Here is a 17,674-nt window from a genome sequence, read left to right as displayed (position 1 = left end):
CAGGCAGGGGAAGGAATCATGTCGTCACCTCGATCAACGGCAGGTCAGATGGGTCTCCTGGGTCTCGCACTGGTGCTCGTGGTGCTCCTCCTGTCGGAAGGGCTTTTCGCCCGGGAGATGGAGACGTGCACACGGTGTCACGACGAGACCGAGGCATACCCGGTGCTGTCCATCCTCCAGACACCGCACGCGGCGGATGCGGACCCGCGCATACCATTCGGAAGCGATGGCTGCGAGGCCTGCCACGGCGTTGCGGACGAGCATCTGCGGCCGCCCGCCGAAGGGCAGAAACGCATTCCGCCGCCAGTGGTCTTTGGCCGCAACAAGTCGCCGGTGGAGATGCAGAACGAGGTGTGCCTGAGCTGTCATCAGGGGGATCCGCACATGCTCCACTGGGTGGCCAGCAACCACGAGTTCGCGGGTCTGGCCTGCGTGTCCTGCCACAAGATCCACACGGTGCACGATAACGTGCTCGATCGCGTGACCCAGCCGCAGGTCTGTGCCGACTGCCACAAGCAGCAGGATCATGAGCTGCGCCGTCCGTCCCGCCATCCGGTGCGCGACGGTCTGATGGGGTGCACGGACTGCCACCAACCCCACGGCACCGGTGGCATCGCGGCGGATCTCAACCAGCCGACGCTCAATGAAACCTGCTATTCCTGTCATGCGGGCAAGCGGGGGCCGTTCCTCTGGGAGCACCTGCCGGTGCGCGAGGACTGCACCACGTGCCACCAGCCCCACGGCTCCGTGCACCGCGGGCTGCTGGAGGTCCGGGCACCGCAACTGTGCCAGCAGTGCCATCTGGATCAGGTCTTCGGCGACCACGCCGCCCGGATGTATGACGGGGACCGCCTGAGTTCGGGCTTCGCCGCCGGCCGGGGTTGCCTGAACTGCCACTCGCAGGTTCACGGTTCCAACCATCCCCAGGGCTTCAATTTCAGGCGCTGAACAGCGGTGATCGAGGGCAGACGAATGAAGACCGCAAGAGGCATTTCAGGACGTCCCGTACTGGGCATGCTCGCATCCGCCGGGTTCATGATTCCGATGGGCGCGGTTGCGCAGTTCGACATGTTTGAACTTGGAGAAGCGGTCGAGCGTGACGAGGTCGCATGGGAGCGTCTGACCGAGGCGGGTCATGAAGTGCAGGCGGGGGTAGGGTATATCTCCACGGACTCGTTCATGTTCGGGCGCTTCGACGGTCTGACGGACGAGGGCCTGTTCCTTGACCTCCATGTGGATCTGCATGCGCGGCCGAGCTACGACGCGGAAGAGATGAACTACTGGCGGCTGCGGGGCCGCAACCTGGGCCTGGATTCGCGTTCCCTGCGCCTTGATCACGGCCGCCAGGGGCTGTACTCCACCTTTTTCGAGTTCCGCCAGATGCCTCACTACCAATGGCGGGATGTGCACATCAGGCACAGCGGCGCGGGTACCCGTGAGTTGACCAGCGATACACCGCGGGATTTCGATATCGAGCAGGAGCGGCAGAGCTTCGCCCTCGGCGGCGCCTACCTGATGCCGGAAAGCCGCTGGCGGATCAGCAGCGACGTCAACCGGGAGACCCGTGACGGAACACGCCTCAGGGGCTTCGAGACCCGGTTCGGGGCAGGTGCCGGTTCCATTGCGCCCGAACTGGTGGATTACCACACCGACCGCTACAACCTGAACGTCAACTACATGGGATATCGGTTTCAGGGCGGGGTCGGCTACCACCTGTCCAGGTTCGCTCAGGACAAGGGTTCGACGATGTTCGTGGATGGAGAGACATTCGGCCTGGAGCCGGAGAACACCTTCCATCGCCTGAGCTTCACCGGCGGGTATACGGTGGCGGAGGGCACCCGCATTTCCGGTGATCTGCACCTGGGGCGGATGCTTCAGGACGACCGTTTCCCCGCCTCGGGGACCTCGGTGACCCGTGACGGCGTTGCGGTCACGAACCTCGACGGGGAGATCGCGACCACCGCCCTGAACCTGCGCGGCGCCCACCGGTTGAGCGACCGTGCGCGGTTGCGGGCGGCATTCCGTTATGACGACCGAGACAACACTACCGGCGTCTACGAGGTGGCAGGCCGAGAGACGATGCCGTTGAGCTACACGCGCACGCATTACTCGGTGGATGGCGACTATCGCCTGGCGTCGCGCACGCGCCTGAGCGCGGGCGTGGAGCGCGACGAACGGGATCGTGACTTCGGGGACCGCCGCAAGACCAACGAGACCACGGTGCATACACAGCTTAACACCACGCTCGCCCCGGGTCTCAGCGGCGGAGCCCGCCTTGCCTACTCCGAGCAGGACGGCACCACCTATGACGAGACCCGCCGCAACCCGGTGCCGGAGGGGCTGCGCAACTATGACATCGCCGACCGTGACCGCTACCAGGTCGGGCTCTTTGCCACGTATACGCCGTCGGCCCTGCCCGATGTGTCCTTCTCCGGCCGCGCGCAGTACACGGACGACGATTACACGCGGTCCGATTACGGGCGCACCGCTGCCGACTGGTTCTCGGCACACGGTGAGGTCACCTGGGTGCCCGTGGAACGTCTCAGCCTGTATGCCTTCGGGGGCTGGGACCGCAGGCAGATCGATCTCGCGGGGGAGACCTGGACGGCCGAACAGGACGTGGTGATCGCGACGGGCGGTTTCGGCGCCCAGTGGGCCTACCGTCCGGACAGGCTGGATCTCGGTTTCGAGTTCGTACAGGTGAGCTCGCGGGGCCGCATGGACTTTGACAACGGCATGCCGGCGAATCATCCCGCCCTGGAGAGCAACTTCATCGAATTGAGCCTCCACGGCGAGCTCTACAACAAGGAGCGGGACATGTCCATTCGTGCCCGCTATGCGTATCAGCGCTTCACCGAGCAGGACTGGGCGCTCGGTGAGAACGTGGTCACCGCGAATCCCGACAAGCGGGATTACAACGCGCAACTCTTCCTCGTGTCCGGCGTGTTCAGGTTCTGAGGATGTGGTGACGGAAGCCCAGCAGCAAGACACGGTGATGGCGGTGAGCCGCATCACCCATGAGGCGTCGGAGCGGGATCATGATCAAATTGCAGAGAGAGAAGGGGACTGGACCCATGATTAACAAGCGTACACGGGATATGCACGTCGATGGCGCCGCTGGCGGTGGCCGCGGTTCATGGTGGCGCGTGGTGCTGATCATGGTCCTCGGCGTCAGCCTTGTCGGCCTGACCGGCTGCCTGGGCAGCGACGGGCGCACGGGGCCTCCGGGTGAACCGGGCGCGCCCGCGCCTCCGGTGGGTGCGCCGGTGCCGCCGGCGAATGTGCTGCCCTCGGTCACGATCACGGACGCCTACATCCGCAACAGCAGGCCGGTTGTCGAGTTCCAGGTGACCGCGCAGCTGGCCTCCGGTTTCGGCGTGACGTTCGAGCCCTCACCCGGCGACGTGGAGTTCACGGTGGCCAGGCTGGTGAGGAAGGACGACTACCAGACCTGGCAAAGTTACCTGACCACGGTGGCCGGGGGGCCGCGCACGGGCCCGCATGCGCGCCTGCAGGCGGATCAGGTGCGGGGCAATCATGCCGAAGGCTTGTGGGAATCCCTGGGCGGCAACGCCTACCGCTACACCTATCCGGTTAATGTGAACGAGGTCCCCGCCGAGTATCTGAACGGCGTTGAACCCGTGACCGCCGACGACTGGGTGCCTGCATCGCAGATCGACATGCGGCGCTTCGTGGTGCTGCTGAGGCCCGGCAGCAACTGGGAGGCGGCCTACGATTACATGGATGCGGGGCGGGGCGAGACCAAGCGCGCCGTGGCGACGGCTTCCTGCAACAGCTGCCACGACAACCTGTCCGCTCACGGTAGTAACCGTATCGGTACGGAAACCTGTTCCAATTGCCACAACCAGTTCAATTTCAGCAGCTTCACCGACAGTCCCAACGCCGTCGACCTGGCCTACCTCGGCCACGAGATTCACAGCGGCGGCGGGCTGGCCGGCACGCAGCAGTTCCTGCGTCCCCGCTGGACCGGTGTCGCCTTCCCGCGCGACATCGCCACCTGCGTGTCCTGTCATGACAGTGTACAGGCGGGGTCGGGTGCCGCCCGGGCGTTTACGAAGCCCACCATCGAGGCCTGCAGTTCCTGCCACGACAATGTGAACTTCGCCACGGGCGCCGGTCACGCGGCAGGCCCGCGGGACAACGCCTCCTGTGCGGGTTGCCACACCCCGGATACCCCACCGCCCTTTGCCAGCAGCGAAACCCTGGTGGAGGCCCATCAGGACGCGGCGCGGCAGTTCGCGAGGGACGGCAACCTGCGTTACGTGATCGACAGTGCCGAACGTGTCGGCAATCAGCTGACGGTGCAGTGGGGCGTTGAGTACGACGGCAGCCGCGTCGTCCATCAGGAAGACGGCTGGGTGCTCTCCGCGGCGATCCGTGTTGGAGCGTTCGATACCGACTTCACGCACTCTGATCCGGATCAGGCTCGCCCTGGGGCTCCAGTCGAACAGAGCAATGCCCAGAACTCGGCGAGCCAGTCCGGCGGAACGTATACCAGCACCATTGATCTTGCCGGAAAGGGGATTACAGGCACGGTGTATGTGACACTCGGGGGCAATGTCAACAGCGCGGACTTCTCGGCTCTTGTGGCATCCAATGCCATCCAGGTTGTGGGCGGCCAGCCGCGCCGGCAAGTGGTGAGCGTTGCCAACTGCACCACCTGCCACGAGGACCGCGTCGGTGTCTTCAACAAGCATGGCGGAAACCGGCACAACGACGTCCAGCAGTGCATCCTCTGCCACAACAACAACAGTACCGATATCGACCGTCGGGAACTTAACCCCAGGCCGTATATTGACCTGCCTCACCCGGACGGTCAGAGGGAGCAGGCGACCAACTTCATGGCCATGATCCACGGTCTCCACAGCACCGCGGCCGGCTTCCGCGGAGACGACCTATGGATCACCGGCTTTGGAAGTTGGTCCCACTGGGACAGTGGCAGCAGCTTCCCGGGAAACATCGCCAATTGCACCCAGTGCCATGACGGTGACACCTACTATCCGCTTGCACGGGAGCTTGAACCCCGCGGTACAACGGTGGATTCGATCGGGGGCTCCTCCAATGTCAACACGCACTGGAAGGTCAGCGCCACCATGGCAGCCTGTTCCTCCTGCCACGACAGCACCGGTGCGCAGATGCACATGACGCAGAACGGCGGCGTATCAGGCAATCCCTGGAATCAGCCGACCATCGACGCGTCGAGCTTTGAAACCTGCTCGACCTGCCATGGACCGGGACGTGTGGCCGATGTCAGGACGGTCCACGGCCTGCGGAACTGATCGAAGGGAGTTTCTTCGCAAGGCGGGGTACCCAAACCCCGCACGCATTGGCGGCCGACCCCTTTCGGGGGTCGGCCGCAGTCTTTTCAGCCTGGGCATTCGCCTGCGCGGGGCCGGTCACGGGCGCCACGAAACCTGTTGCCAGTCCTCCTATACTTCCGGGTGCAGTCCAGACCTTTCAGGCGCAGGCCGGGCGGCCCGGGGCGGGTGCTTCCGTGCTTGCCGTCACCACCGGAGGGAGCCATGAGAAGCAGTGAATCGGATCGCACAGCCGCCGTTTCCCCGGGGGTGCGACGGATGGTGTCGGGCCTGGTTTTCGTGCTGCTCACCTGGGGCGCGGCCGGCGGTGCCGGAGCGGATGGCCATGCCCGCCTGAAGCTCCAGTACGAACGCAACACGGTGGAGGTCGTCCGGCGGGTCGGCCCCAGTGTCGTCGCGGTGCACATGAGAGCGCCGGGGCAGCGCGTCGATGCCGACCGGGATGGTTCGCGGATGGTGGGTGGAAGCGGCTTCGTCGTTGATGAGGACGGGCGCATCATCACCAACTTCCATGTGGTGGCCCACGCCCTGGAAGACCCGTCCGATCCCGGCCTGGACCTGGCGCAGGGAGCGACGCTGACGGTCTCGTACCTCGGCACCCCGGAACAGGAGCACCCGGTCCGTGTGCTAGGGGCGAACCCGGACTTCGACCTCGCCCTGCTGGAACTGGTGAGCCCGGAGGCGTCCCCCGCGCCGGGCCCGATCCGGCTGTCCGATTCCGACCGGGTGCAGGTCGGGCAGAAGGCCATTGCCATCGGTAACCCGTTCGGACTGCATTCAACGGTGACGGTGGGCATCATCTCGGCCGTGGAACGCGAACGGCCCGGTCTGATCGGTATCGAGATCCCGTACATCCAGACGGACGCAGCCATCAACCCGGGCAACTCCGGCGGACCGCTTCTGGACTCCGCGGGAGAGGTGATCGGCATCAACAACGCGATCCTCTCGCCGGGCGGGACCTTCGCGGGCATCGGTCTCGCGGTGCCGGCCAATCTGCTGCGGGGGGCACTGCCGGAGCTGCGGGCCGGGGGTCTGAGCGGATTCGCCGCCGCGGCGGCCCAGTTGCCGCAGCGCCCGAGGCTGGGGCTGGAGGTGGGCCTGCGCGTGGCCGACTATCCGCCGGCGCTCCGCGAGGAACTCGGCTTTCCCACCCGGGGTGTGGTGGTCACAGGCGTGTCGGAGGGCGGTCCGGCGGATCAGGCAGGCATTCGCGGGCCCGCGCAGGCTGTGGTGATCGACGGGCGGCCGTTTCCCGTCGGCATGGACATCATCACCGCCATCGAGGGTAAACAGGTCGCCCGTGCGATGGATGTTCAGCGCGTGGTACTCGAACATGACGAGGGAGACGTCGTCACGCTCCGGGTCTGGCGCGACGGTGCCGAGCGCGAGGTGGAGGTGACCTTGAGCGTGGTGTTACCCGCGGATTGAACGACCGGGGTTGCTGTACAGGAAATCCGGCGTCAGCCGGCCCTGCGATGCCCTCCCGGGGGCGCGGGTTCCGCCTCCGCGAGCCCGTGCCGGTGGGCGTAGACGAACAGTGCCAGGCGACCGGAGACTTCCAGCTTGCCGTAGATGGTGGTGAGGTGATTGCGCAGGGTGTGCCTGCTGATATGCAGCCGCTCGGCGATTTCTTCGCTGGTGGTCGAGGCATCCCGGGCGATCTCCGCCACAACCTGGCGCTCCTTGCGGGTCAGTTGCGCGATCTTCAGTTGCTCGGGACCGGCTGCCGGCACGGCCTTTCTGCGGGAAAGCCGGTCAAATACCCGGCCGATGGCCGCGCGATTCGCCCAGAGCTCGCCTTCGTGGACACGATGGATCGCCTTGAGCAGGGTGGCGACCGCGTCTGACTTGTGAACCACCCCGCTTGCGCCCGCGAGCATCATGTCTTCGTGGGTGGCGGCGTCCCGGGCACCTGTGAGGGCCAGCACCTTGGCACGATGGCCCGCTGCCAGTTCGCCGACCGTGTCCGGGCCGTGATCGCCGTCCACGTCGATCAGGACCACGTCCGGCGCCTGCGTGTCCAGGAGACTCCGGGCGTCGGTAGGCGTTGCAGCGCTCCCCGCCAGGGCAAGGCCCGACTCCCGTTCACCCACGAGCCGCTCCAGGCCCCACGCCACAATCGCAAGATCGCAGACCAGCAGGACCCGAATGGGTTGGGGTTCCGGTCGTTCCAGTGAGCTCACGTCAGCCTCTTGATCATGACTGTGGCGGTTCAATTTTGTGACACAAGTACCATTTTATATACCAGATTCCCCCTGACCGCTACCCGGAAAAACGGTTCGTGGCGCTCATGACCTGATCCTGCCGGCTCCCTAGACTTATATCTCATGGTGCGGTAGGCCCGTTCCGGGCCGGTGGTTGCCCGGGCGTCGGCCGGTGTTCCCGCCCGATGAAAGCGCCGGTGCCGGCGCGGTCGGTTGAAGGGCCTGTCCCGTGATACCGAGCGGGCGGCGGCCATCGGCCTCGGCAGTGCCTGGTCCGGTCGGGCGGATCCAACCGGACCAAAGGCGTCCTGCTGTTCGATACCTCTTGGTGGGAGAATTCCGATGAGAAACGATTTGCGTGATGCATGCCGGCGGCGTGCCGGGGCCGCGTTCCTGGCCGGTGCGTTTGCACTGGGCGGGGCGGGTGTTGCGTATGGTGATTGTGATACCGGCAACCTGACCATTACGGCCATCAATCCGAATCCCGTGTACGTGGACGCCTTCCCGGCAACGGATGTGGCGTTGTCGGCCACCCTTGAGGCGAGCGGATCCGGGTTCAATTTCAACTCGCTGGCGCCCATCACCGTGACCTTCGATGGCCAGCCCGTCAGCTCTGTTCTGGTGATCAATGACCCGCCGGATAACGTGAATGCCACCGTCAACTTCAACGTGGATATCGACGCGCCCGGCGACTACGTCGTGGTGGTAACGGGCGAGCGGGGTAACGACGACTATTGTGATACGGCCGAGGTGACTTCGGCCGTCGGCACGATCTCGGCGGAATGGAAGGCGCCGCCCGCGCTCGCCAACGAGTACATCAACGATACGCCGAACTATCGCAACACGGCCTCAGGCGGCGTGCGTGGTTGCATCATCAGCCAGATCGCCCATCACCACGCCAAGGAAGAGAAGTATGGCCCGAAGGGCGGTGACGGCGACCTGTGGCCGGGTGTCGGCTATGACCTGGCCACTATCGAGATGGACGTGGACGACTACTACGTGTCATGCAGGACGGAAGAGATTCAGAGTCAGGGTGCGGGCAAAGGTAGGGGGAACGGTCGCTAAGGCTGTTTCGGAAGGCTTCTTTTCCCCTCAGGACGCAGCCCCGGTTACCGCCGGGGCTGTTTTCTTGGGCGCACCTGAAAGTTCCGGCCTGTCTGATCGCCACCGCCCGGACCGGGGTCCATGATGAAGGACCGGGCAGAACGCGGGGCGCCTCGTTTCTTGTCCGCAAGATCGATGCCGGCCGCGCCGCCCGTGACCGCCGTCGTTCCCGTGCAGGGTGGCCGTTCCGGGGAGGTGTGCTGGTTGCCCCAGCTCCTTGAATCGTCCCCTCGAACTCCAATGCCCGACTCCCTCTCCTGCGGATTACTATACAATACTAGACTTGACCCCTTCCCTGACCCCCGTACTTAAGCTTGGAATCATTGTGACTACAAGCCGTCAACATGAGTTGCATTTTCTTGGAGGACGGAGCGTAACTTCATGATTTTATGGTGGGCCCGCTCGGACTCGAACCGAGGACCAAGGGATTATGAGTCCCCTGCTCTAACCAACTGAGCTACAGGCCCTTAAAAGCAGTGGCAAGTCTCAAGTGGCAAGTCTCAAGGAACTTCCTGTCCGAGACCGGCCGTGTGGTACTTGAGACCGTTTACTCCAGGTCGAGGAAGCTTCTGAGCATCTCGGAGCGGCTGGGGTGGCGCAGCTTGCGCAGGGCCTTGGCCTCTATCTGGCGGATGCGTTCGCGGGTGACGTCGAACTGTTTGCCCACCTCTTCCAGGGTGTGGTCGGTGTTCATGTCGATGCCGAAGCGCATGCGCAGGACCTTGGCCTCGCGGGGGGTGAGGCTGGCGAGGACGTCGTGGGTGGCTTCGGACAGCCCCTCACGGGTGGCGGCGTCGACAGGGGACATGACGTTGATGTCCTCGATGAAGTCGCCCAGGTGGGAGTCCTCGTCGTCGCCGATGGGCGTCTCCATGGAGATGGGCTCCTTGGCGATCTTGAGCACCTTGCGCACCTTGTCCTCGGGCATTTCCATGCGCTCGGACAGCTCCTCGGGCGTGGCCTCGCGGCCCATCTCCTGGAGCATCTGCCGGCTGATGCGGTTGAGCTTGTTGATGGTCTCGATCATGTGCACCGGGATGCGGATGGTGCGGGCCTGGTCCGCGATGGAGCGGGTGATGGCCTGGCGGATCCACCAGGTCGCATAGGTCGAGAACTTGTAGCCGCGCCGGTACTCGAACTTGTCCACCGCCTTCATCAGGCCGATGTTGCCCTCCTGGATCAGGTCCAGGAACTGCAGGCCGCGGTTGGTGTACTTCTTGGCAATCGAGATCACCAGGCGCAGGTTGGCCTCCACCATCTCCTTCTTGGCCCGGCGCGCCTTGGCCTCGCCGATGGACATGCGGCGGTTGATGTCCTTGATCTCGCCGATGGTGAGGCTGGATTCCTCCTCGATGGCCACCAGCTTCTTCTGGTTGCGCAGGATCTCGTCCTTGTGCTCGGCCAGTGACTTCGCGTACTTGGTCTTGGCCTTGACCTGCGTGTCGAGCCACTTCAGGTTTGTCTCGTTCTCCGGGAAGGCCTTGATGAAGTCCTTGCGCGGCATATGGCACCGGTTGACGCAGATGTCCATCACCGCGCGCTCCTGGATGCGGATGCGTTCCACCATCCCGTGCAGATCGGCGGTCAACTGATCCACGAAGCGCGGCAGCAGCTTGAACTCCATGAAGTAGCCGGCCATCTCCTCGCGGGCCTTGCGGTACTTGGCGGTGTGCTTTTTGGCGGCAAAGCCCATGGCCTGCTGGTACATCTTGCGCAGGCGGGTGAAACGCTCCCGGGCCTCTTCGGGATCCGGGCCGGTATCCACCGGCTCGTCGTCGTCCTCGTCGTCATCGTCGCTGTCATCGCCGTCGTCATCGCTGTCGTCGTCCGCCTCCACTGCCTCGGCGGCGGGCGCAGGGGCGGACGGCGCCGCCACGGGGGGCTCGTCGTCGGCGTTGGGATCAATGAAATTGACCACCAGGTCGGTGAGCTTCATCTCACCGGCCTCGATCTTGTCATACTCGGCCAGCAGCGTGGCGATGGACTGGGGGTAATGGGCGAGGGCGAACAGCACCTGGGCCAGACCGTCCTCGATGCGCTTGGCGATCTTGATCTCGCCCTCGCGGGTGAGCAGTTCCACGGTGCCCATCTCGCGCATGTACATGCGCACGGGGTCGGTGGTGCGGCCGAACTCGCTGTCCACGGAGGCGAGCGCGGCGGCCGCTTCCTCGGCGGCGTCCTCATCGGTGGAGACGGTGCTGTCGGAGAGGATCAGCGTGTCGCTGTCCGGGGCCTGCTCATGCACCGTGATCCCCATGTCGTTGATCATGGCGATGATGTCTTCGATCTGCTCCGGATCGACAATGGTGTCCGGAAGGTGGTCATTGACCTCGGCATAGGTCAGGAAGCCCTGTTCCTTGCCCTTGGCAATGAGCTCTTTCAGACGTGACTGCTGTTCTGCGTGATCCATCTTCGATTTACCCGAAACATGAGACGTGGCCGAAGCCAAACCGCCTATTATAGCCCTGAGGCTCCCTAACTTCCAGATTCACCGCCCCCGTCCGCCCCGTTCCGGGCGGCCAGAAGGCGCTTCAGTTCTTGCTTCTCCGCGTCGCTCAAGGATTCGCGGGCCGCCTTTTCAAGTAGGGCCGTCGCGCGCTGCTCATCGTGCATGCCGCGGAGTCGGCTGATGGCGTCATTCAGCATGCGGGCGGGTGCGGCATCATCTCCCCGGGGTGGCCGCCATTGCGCCAATTTTAGTAGAAAGCGGCCCTCATCGCTGGCCCGCCAGCGTTCCAGAAGGGCCGCTGTGGTCAAATTGGGGGTGTTTTTCAGGGTTTCAATGACCTGGGCAAGCAGCTCCGCCCCCGGAATCGGGCTCCCGCGCAGGAAAGCCCAGTCATTGACCTGCCCGGCCAGCGGGGGTTCCGCGAGCAGAAGGGACAGGGCCAGGCGAACCGGGGTGATGTCAAGCCGCCGGGGCGATGGACGTTCTTTCGGGGCGGATGAACGGTAGCCGGAAGGCGGGACGTCTGGCCTGCCGGATGGGGCGGTGCGGGCGGAAAACTGTTCCGGCGAGAGCCCGCACAGGCGCGCCAGGTCGTTGACAAGCTGGGTCTTGAGCAGCCCTTCGGGCATCTCCCTGAGCAGTCGGGCGGCCTCGGTCCCCAGCCGTGCCCGGCCCTCCCGGGTGGTGTCGTCGAAGCGTTCCCGCAGGCCTTCCAGGAACGCATCGGTCAGTGCCTGGGCGTCTCTCTCCAGGGCCGCGAAACCGTCCGCACCCGCACTGCGCACCAGGCTGTCCGGGTCCTCCCCCTCCGGCAGGAACAGGAAGGCCGCCTCGCGCCCGTCACGCATCACCGGCAGGGCCTGTTCCAGGGCCCGCCAGGCCGCCTTGCGCCCCGCCGCATCGCCGTCGAAGCAGAACACCAGCCTCGGTACGGCCCGGAACAGCCGCTCCAGGTGTTCCCGGGTGGTGGCCGTGCCGAGGGTGGCCACTGCGTGGGTGATGCCGTGCTGGGCCAGGGCGATCACGTCCATGTAGCCTTCCACCACCAGTAACCGGTCGAGCCGTGTGTTGGTCCGGCGGGCCTCGTACAGGCCGTAGAGTTGCTGACCCTTGTGGAACACGGGGGTCTCGGGGGAGTTCAGGTACTTGGGCTCTCCCTGGCCCAGGATGCGCCCACCGAAGCCGATGACCCGACTCCGGGTGTCCCGGATGGGGAACATGATGCGGGCCCGGAAGCGGTCGTAGGTCTGGCCGCCTTCCTTGCGGATGGCGAGCCCCGCCTCGATCAGCAGTTTTTCCTCGAACCGGGGCGTGAGCACCGAGAGCAGGCCATCCCAGGCGTCGGGTGCGTAGCCCAGCCGGAAGTCCCGGGCGATCTCGCCGGAGAGCCCGCGCCCCTTGAGGTAGTCCACCGCCTCGGGGCTGGTGCGCAGGGCCCTGGCATAGTGTTCCGCCGCGGCCTCCAGGGCGTCATACAGGGGGCGGTGGTCCTCGGTCCGCTCCCCGGCTCCGTGTTCTCGGGGCACCTCCATGCCCGCCAGACGCGCCAGTTCCTCGACGGCTTCCGGGAAGGAGAGGTTGTCGTGTTCCATGAGGAAGGTGATGGCGGTGCCGTGGGCGCCGCAGCCGAAGCAGTGGTAGAACTGCTTGGCGGGGGTGACGAAGAAGGAGGGGGTCTTTTCCCCATGGAACGGGCAGCAGGCGGCGTATTCACGCCCCTGTTTCTTCAGGGTGACGCGGGCGTTGATGACCTCCACGATATCCGTGCGGGCGAGGAGTTCATCGATGAAATGCTGCGGGATCATGAAGGCGCAGAGACAAGATCCAAGAGGCAGGATACAAGAAGGATAAACCCACTTGTCTCTTGTATCTTGCCCCTTGTCTCTGCTGCCGCTATGCGGCGGCCCTTAAGTTTGCAATCAGGCTGCGCAGTTCGGAGGCCTTGGGCTTGACCAGCCAGAAGTGGTGCAGGTAGGTGTCGAACTCCTCCAGGATCTCCCGGCCCCAGTCGCTTTCGGTCTCGGCCACGTACTCGCGCAGCATGTCTTCCAGGTAGTTCCGGTGCGCCTCCATGTACTCGGTATCCAGCCGGTGCATGTCGATCAGCTCGTTGTTCATGCGGTCCACGAAGCCGTTGTCCTGATCCAGCACGAAGGCGAAGCCGCCGGTCATGCCGGCGCCGAAGTTCACGCCCGTGGGGCCGAGCACCACGACCACGCCGCCGGTCATGTACTCGCAGCCGTGATCACCCACGCCCTCCACCACGGCTATGGCGCCGGAATTGCGCACGCCGAAGCGCTCGCCGGCGGTCCCTGCCGCGAACAGCTTGCCGCCGGTGGCGCCGTAGAGGCAGGTGTTGCCGATGATTGTGGTCTCCTGGCTCCTGAACGTGCTTTCCCGGGGCGGGCGGATGACCAGCTTGCCGGCGGCCATGCCCTTGCCCACGTAGTCATTGGCATCGCCTTCCAGAATCATGTGCAGGCCGCCGGCGTTCCACACCCCGAAGCTCTGGCCCGCCGTGCCCCTGAACCGTGCGGTGAGGGGGGCGTCGGCCATGCCGTAATTGCCGTGCCGGAGCGCGATCTCGCCGGACACCCGGGCGCCGATGGAGCGCTGGGTGTTGCGGATCTCGTAGCTGAACTCGCCGCCGGCCCTGCTTTCGATGGCGCTCAGCATGTCGGCCACCATCTGCTCGGCCAGTTCGCCCTTGTCAAAGGGGGCATTGTGGGGTTCCACGCAGAAGCGCGGCTTGTCCGCGGGGACACCGCCGTCCGAGAGTATCGGGTCCAGATCCAGGTTGCGCTGCTTGCCGGTTTCCCCGGGCAGGCGCTCCAGCAGGTCAACGCGGCCGATCAGGTCGGTCAGCGACTTCACGCCGAGCGCCGCCATCCATTCCCGCGTCTCGCGCGCGACAAACTGGAAGTAGTGCATGACCATCTCGGGCAGGCCGATAAAGTGGTTCATGCGCAGCACGTTGTCCTGGGTGGCCACGCCGGTGGCGCAGTTGTTCAGGTGGCAGATGCGCAGGTACTTGCAGCCGAGCGCCACCATGGGTCCGGTGCCGAAGCCGAAGCTCTCGGCACCCAGGATCGCCGCCTTGACCACGTCCAGGCCGGTCTTCAGGCCGCCGTCGGTCTGCAGGCGCACCTTGTCGCGCAGGTCGTTGGCGCGCAGCGTCACGTGGGCCTCAGAGAGACCCAGCTCCCACGGCGTGCCGGCGTACTTCACCGAGGTGAGCGGGCTCGCGCCCGTGCCGCCGTCGTAGCCGGAGATGGTGATCAGGTCCGCATAGGCCTTGGCCACACCCGCCGCCACGGTGCCGACCCCGGCCTCGGAGACCAGCTTCACGGACACCAGCGCCCTGGGGTTGACCTGCTTGAGGTCGAAGATCAGCTGCGCCAAGTCCTCGATGGAGTAGATGTCGTGGTGGGGCGGCGGCGAGATGAGCGCCACGCCGGGGCTCGAATAGCGCAGCTCGGCGATCATCTTATTCACCTTGTGGCCGGGCAGCTGGCCGCCCTCGCCGGGCTTGGCGCCCTGGGCCACCTTGATCTGCAGCACCTCGGCGTTGACCAGGTAATGGGGGGTCACGCCGAAGCGGCCGGAGGCCACCTGCTTGATCTTGGACATGCGCTCGTTGCCGAACCGTGACGCGTCCTCGCCGCCTTCGCCGGAGTTGGAGCGCCCGCCAAGGCGGTTCATGGCAATGGCCAGGGCCTCGTGGGCCTCGGGCGACAGGGCGCCGAGACTCATGCCGGCGGAATCGAAGCGCGGCAGGATCCGCTCGACGGGTTCCACGTCATCCAGGTCGATGGACTTGCCCTCGGCGCGGAGCCTGAAGATGTCGCGCAGGACCGTGACCGGGCGTTCGTTCACCAGGCGCGCGTACTCCTTGTAGGCCTCGTAGTCGCCGGTCTGCACGGCCTTGTGCAGCGTCTGGATCACGTCCGGGTTGTAGGCGTGGTACTCGCCGCCATGGATGTACTTGAGCAGCCCGCCCTGGCGCAGCAGCTTGCGGCGGTTCCAGGCCTCGGCGGACAGTTGCTTCTGGTCGACTTCGAGATGCTCAAAGCGTGTTCCCCGGATGCGGCTGACGCTGTCCTTGAAGCACAGTTCCACCACGCTGTCGTCCAGGCCCACGATCTCGAAGAGTTGGGCGCCGCGGTAGGACGCGATGGTGGAAATGCCCATCTTGGAGATGATCTTGAACAGGCCCTTGTTGATGCCCTTGCGGTAGTTCTGGGCCAGCACGTCCACGTTCGCCTCGGGGATCTCCCGGGTATCCACCATGCCCTGCAGGGATTCGTAGGCCAGGTACGGGAAGATGGCCGTGGCGCCATAGCCGATGAGCACCGCGAAATGATGCGGATCGCGGGCGGTGCCGGTCTCCACCACGATGTTGGCGTCGCAGCGCAGGCCCTCACGGATCAGCCGGTGGTGCACCGCGCCAGTGGCCAGCAGGGCATGCATGGGCAGCCGATCCTCGCGCACGTTCCTGTCGCTCAGGATCACGATGACCGTGCCGTTGCGCACCGCCTCCGCCGCCTGGTCCGTGATCGCGCGGATGGCGGACTCCAGGCCCGCGGCGGGATCGTAGTTGAGATCCAGGACCGTGCTGCGGTACTCGTCACCCTCCAGGCTGCTCAACTGGCGGAACTTCTCCTCCGAGAGCACCGGCGAGTCCATCAGCAGCCGGATGGCGTGTTCAGGGGTTTCCTGGAACAGGTTGCGTTCGCGCCCCAGGCAGGTCTCCAGCGACATGACGATCCGTTCGCGCAGCGGGTCGATGGGCGGGTTGGTGACCTGGGCGAACTGCTGGCGGAAGTAATCGAACAGGGACCGTTCATGCCGGCGCGAGAGCACCGGCATGGGGGCGTCGTCGCCCATGGAGCCCACCGCCTCCTGGCCGGCCTCGGCCAGCACCCGCAGCACCTGGTCGCGCTCCTCGAAGGTCACGCCAAAGAGCTTTTCGTAGACGTCCAGGCGGACACTGCCCATGGGGGCGCGCATCAGCGTGCGGTCCGCCAGCCGCGCCTTGAGGTGATCCGCGTGGGTGCGCAGCCACTGGCGGTAGGGCTGGCGTTCGCGGTTGATGCGGTCGATCTCCTCGGGCAGCAGCAGTTCACCGGTGGTGGTGTCCACCGCCAGCATCTGCCCGGGCTTGAGACGGCCCTTGGCCACCACGCTGGCCGGGTCGTAGTCGTAGACCCCGATCTCGGAGGCCAGGGTGATGTGCCGGTCGTCGGTGATCACGTAACGGGCCGGGCGCAGGCCGTTGCGGTCCAGGGTGCAGGCCGCGTATCGCCCGTCGGTGAGCACGATACCCGCCGGGCCGTCCCAGGGCTCCATGTGCATGGAGTTGTATTCGTAGAAGGCCCGCAGGTCCGGATCCATGTGGGTGACGTTCTGCCAGGCCGGCGGAATCAGCAGGCGCATGGCGCGGAACAGGTCCACGCCCCCTGCCAGCAGCACCTCGAGCATGTTGTCCAGGCTTTCGGAATCCGAGCCCTCCATGTTTACCAGGGGCTGGAGCTCGGAGAGCCTGGGCAGGTCGGGCGAGGAAAACTTGTGGGCGCGGGCGAGCGCCCAGTTCCGGTTGCCGCGTACGGTGTTGATCTCCCCGTTGTGCGCCAGGAAACGAAACGGCTGGGCCAGCCGCCACTGGGGCCACGTGTTGGTGGAGAAGCGCTGGTGGAAGACGCAGATGGACGTCTCCAGACCCGGATCGTTCAGATCCCTGTAGAACACCGGCAGGTTCTCCGGCATCACCAGACCCTTGTAGGAGATCACGTGGGCGGACAGGCTCGGCACATAGAACACCGGATCATCGGACAGCGCCACCTCGGTGCGCCGCCGGGCGATGAACAGGGCGCGCTCGAAGGCGGCCTCGTCCTGGTCGCCGCCGGCGTTGACGAATACCTGCTCGATGACCGGCAAAGTCTTGAGCGCTTCGGCGCCGCAGGCCGACTGATCGGTGGGCACCGCCCGCCACCCGGCCACGGTGAGGCCTTCGGCTTCCAGATTGCGGTTGAGGGTCTCCCGTGCCGTGTCGGCCATGGCCGTATCGGTGTTCAGGAACACGATACCGGCGGCATAGACCCCGGTCAGATCGATGCCCGCCTCGCCGGCGATGCGCCGTAGGAAGGCGTCGGGCTTCTTCATGAGCAGGCCGCAGCCGTCGCCGGTCTTGCCGTCCGCGGCGATGGCGCCCCGATGGGTGAGCCGGGCCAGGGCGTTGATGGCGGTGTTGACGACCCAGTGACTGGCCTTGCCGTCCATGTGCGCGATGAGGCCGAAGCCACAGTTGTCACGCTCGAACTCGGGGCGGTACAGGCCGCCGGGGGGTGCGCTCTTGTGTGTCACTGATGGTGTCTCCCAGGCGCGTGGCCCGGGGCGAGGCACCAGGCCACCGATGACAGTCGGGGGGCCGGGAAAAAGTCACGGCCAAAAGGATCGACAGTATAGTGGGCTTGGGAGACCCGTTCAAATGGCTCTTGGGGGTGAGGGGTTAGTGGTAAGGGAGACGTGAGGCGATAGGTGTTAGGCGGGAGGGGTGAAATCACCCCCACCCCGGTTCT

9 protein-coding genes and 1 tRNA gene are annotated in these 17,674 nt (G+C 65.4%); 5 read left to right on the top strand and 5 right to left on the bottom strand.

Annotated features, from left to right (window positions below):
• The first annotated feature begins 18 nt into the window (after positions 1–18).
• The 4 genes from THITHI_RS0109545 (at position 19) to THITHI_RS0109525 (ending at position 6,767) form a co-directional block, all read left to right on the top strand.
• Positions 19–948: a DmsE family decaheme c-type cytochrome gene (locus THITHI_RS0109545; RefSeq protein WP_083908696.1), complete on the top strand. Its 930-nt coding sequence runs from the start codon at positions 19–21 to the stop codon at positions 946–948.
• Between the two features lie 24 nt (positions 949–972).
• Positions 973–2,958 carry an MtrB/PioB family decaheme-associated outer membrane protein gene (locus THITHI_RS0109540; RefSeq protein ID WP_026186222.1) on the top strand — a complete coding sequence of 662 codons (1,986 nt, stop codon included), beginning with the start codon at positions 973–975 and terminating at the stop codon, positions 2,956–2,958.
• Positions 2,959–3,074: 116 nt separating this feature from the next.
• Positions 3,075–5,300, top strand: coding sequence for an OmcA/MtrC family decaheme c-type cytochrome (locus tag THITHI_RS18800; RefSeq protein WP_198005598.1), 2,226 nt, complete (start codon positions 3,075–3,077; stop codon positions 5,298–5,300).
• 243 nt (positions 5,301–5,543) lie between these two features.
• On the top strand, positions 5,544–6,767 hold the full coding sequence (locus THITHI_RS0109525) for a S1C family serine protease (protein WP_018232860.1): 1,224 nt from the start codon (positions 5,544–5,546) through the stop codon (positions 6,765–6,767).
• 32 nt (positions 6,768–6,799) lie between these two features.
• Here the strand turns inward: THITHI_RS0109525 and THITHI_RS18795 are convergent, their stop codons facing one another.
• Positions 6,800–7,522, bottom strand: coding sequence for a response regulator transcription factor (locus tag THITHI_RS18795; RefSeq protein WP_018232859.1), 723 nt, complete (start codon positions 7,520–7,522; stop codon positions 6,800–6,802).
• Between the two features lie 363 nt (positions 7,523–7,885).
• Between THITHI_RS18795 and THITHI_RS0109515 the strand changes: the two genes are divergently transcribed.
• On the top strand, positions 7,886–8,608 hold the full coding sequence (locus tag THITHI_RS0109515; RefSeq protein WP_026186220.1) for a hypothetical protein: 723 nt from the start codon (positions 7,886–7,888) through the stop codon (positions 8,606–8,608).
• Between the two features lie 429 nt (positions 8,609–9,037).
• On the opposite strand, the gene THITHI_RS0109510 is transcribed toward THITHI_RS0109515, so the two are convergent.
• From THITHI_RS0109510 to gltB, 4 genes are all read right to left on the bottom strand, one after another.
• A tRNA-Ile gene (locus tag THITHI_RS0109510) sits at positions 9,038–9,114 on the bottom strand.
• A gap of 80 nt (positions 9,115–9,194) precedes the next feature.
• Positions 9,195–11,096 (bottom strand): RNA polymerase sigma factor RpoD, encoded by a 1,902-nt coding sequence (rpoD, locus tag THITHI_RS0109505; protein WP_269646179.1) that lies wholly within the window; start codon positions 11,094–11,096, stop codon positions 9,195–9,197.
• 26 nt (positions 11,097–11,122) lie between these two features.
• A complete protein-coding gene (gene dnaG, locus THITHI_RS0109500; RefSeq protein WP_018232856.1) occupies positions 11,123–12,901 on the bottom strand; it encodes a DNA primase in 1,779 nt (592 codons plus the stop codon).
• Positions 12,902–12,989: 88 nt separating this feature from the next.
• Complete coding sequence (gene gltB / locus THITHI_RS0109495) at positions 12,990–17,459, bottom strand: glutamate synthase large subunit (RefSeq protein ID WP_018232855.1); 4,470 nt, start codon at positions 17,457–17,459, stop codon at positions 12,990–12,992.
• Positions 17,460–17,674 lie beyond the last annotated feature (215 nt).

This window comes from Thioalkalivibrio thiocyanodenitrificans ARhD 1, from assembly GCF_000378965.1.
Taxonomy (GTDB): Bacteria; Pseudomonadota; Gammaproteobacteria; order Ectothiorhodospirales; family Ectothiorhodospiraceae; genus Thioalkalivibrio_A; species Thioalkalivibrio_A thiocyanodenitrificans.
This window is presented reverse-complemented; position numbering and strand designations above follow the sequence as displayed.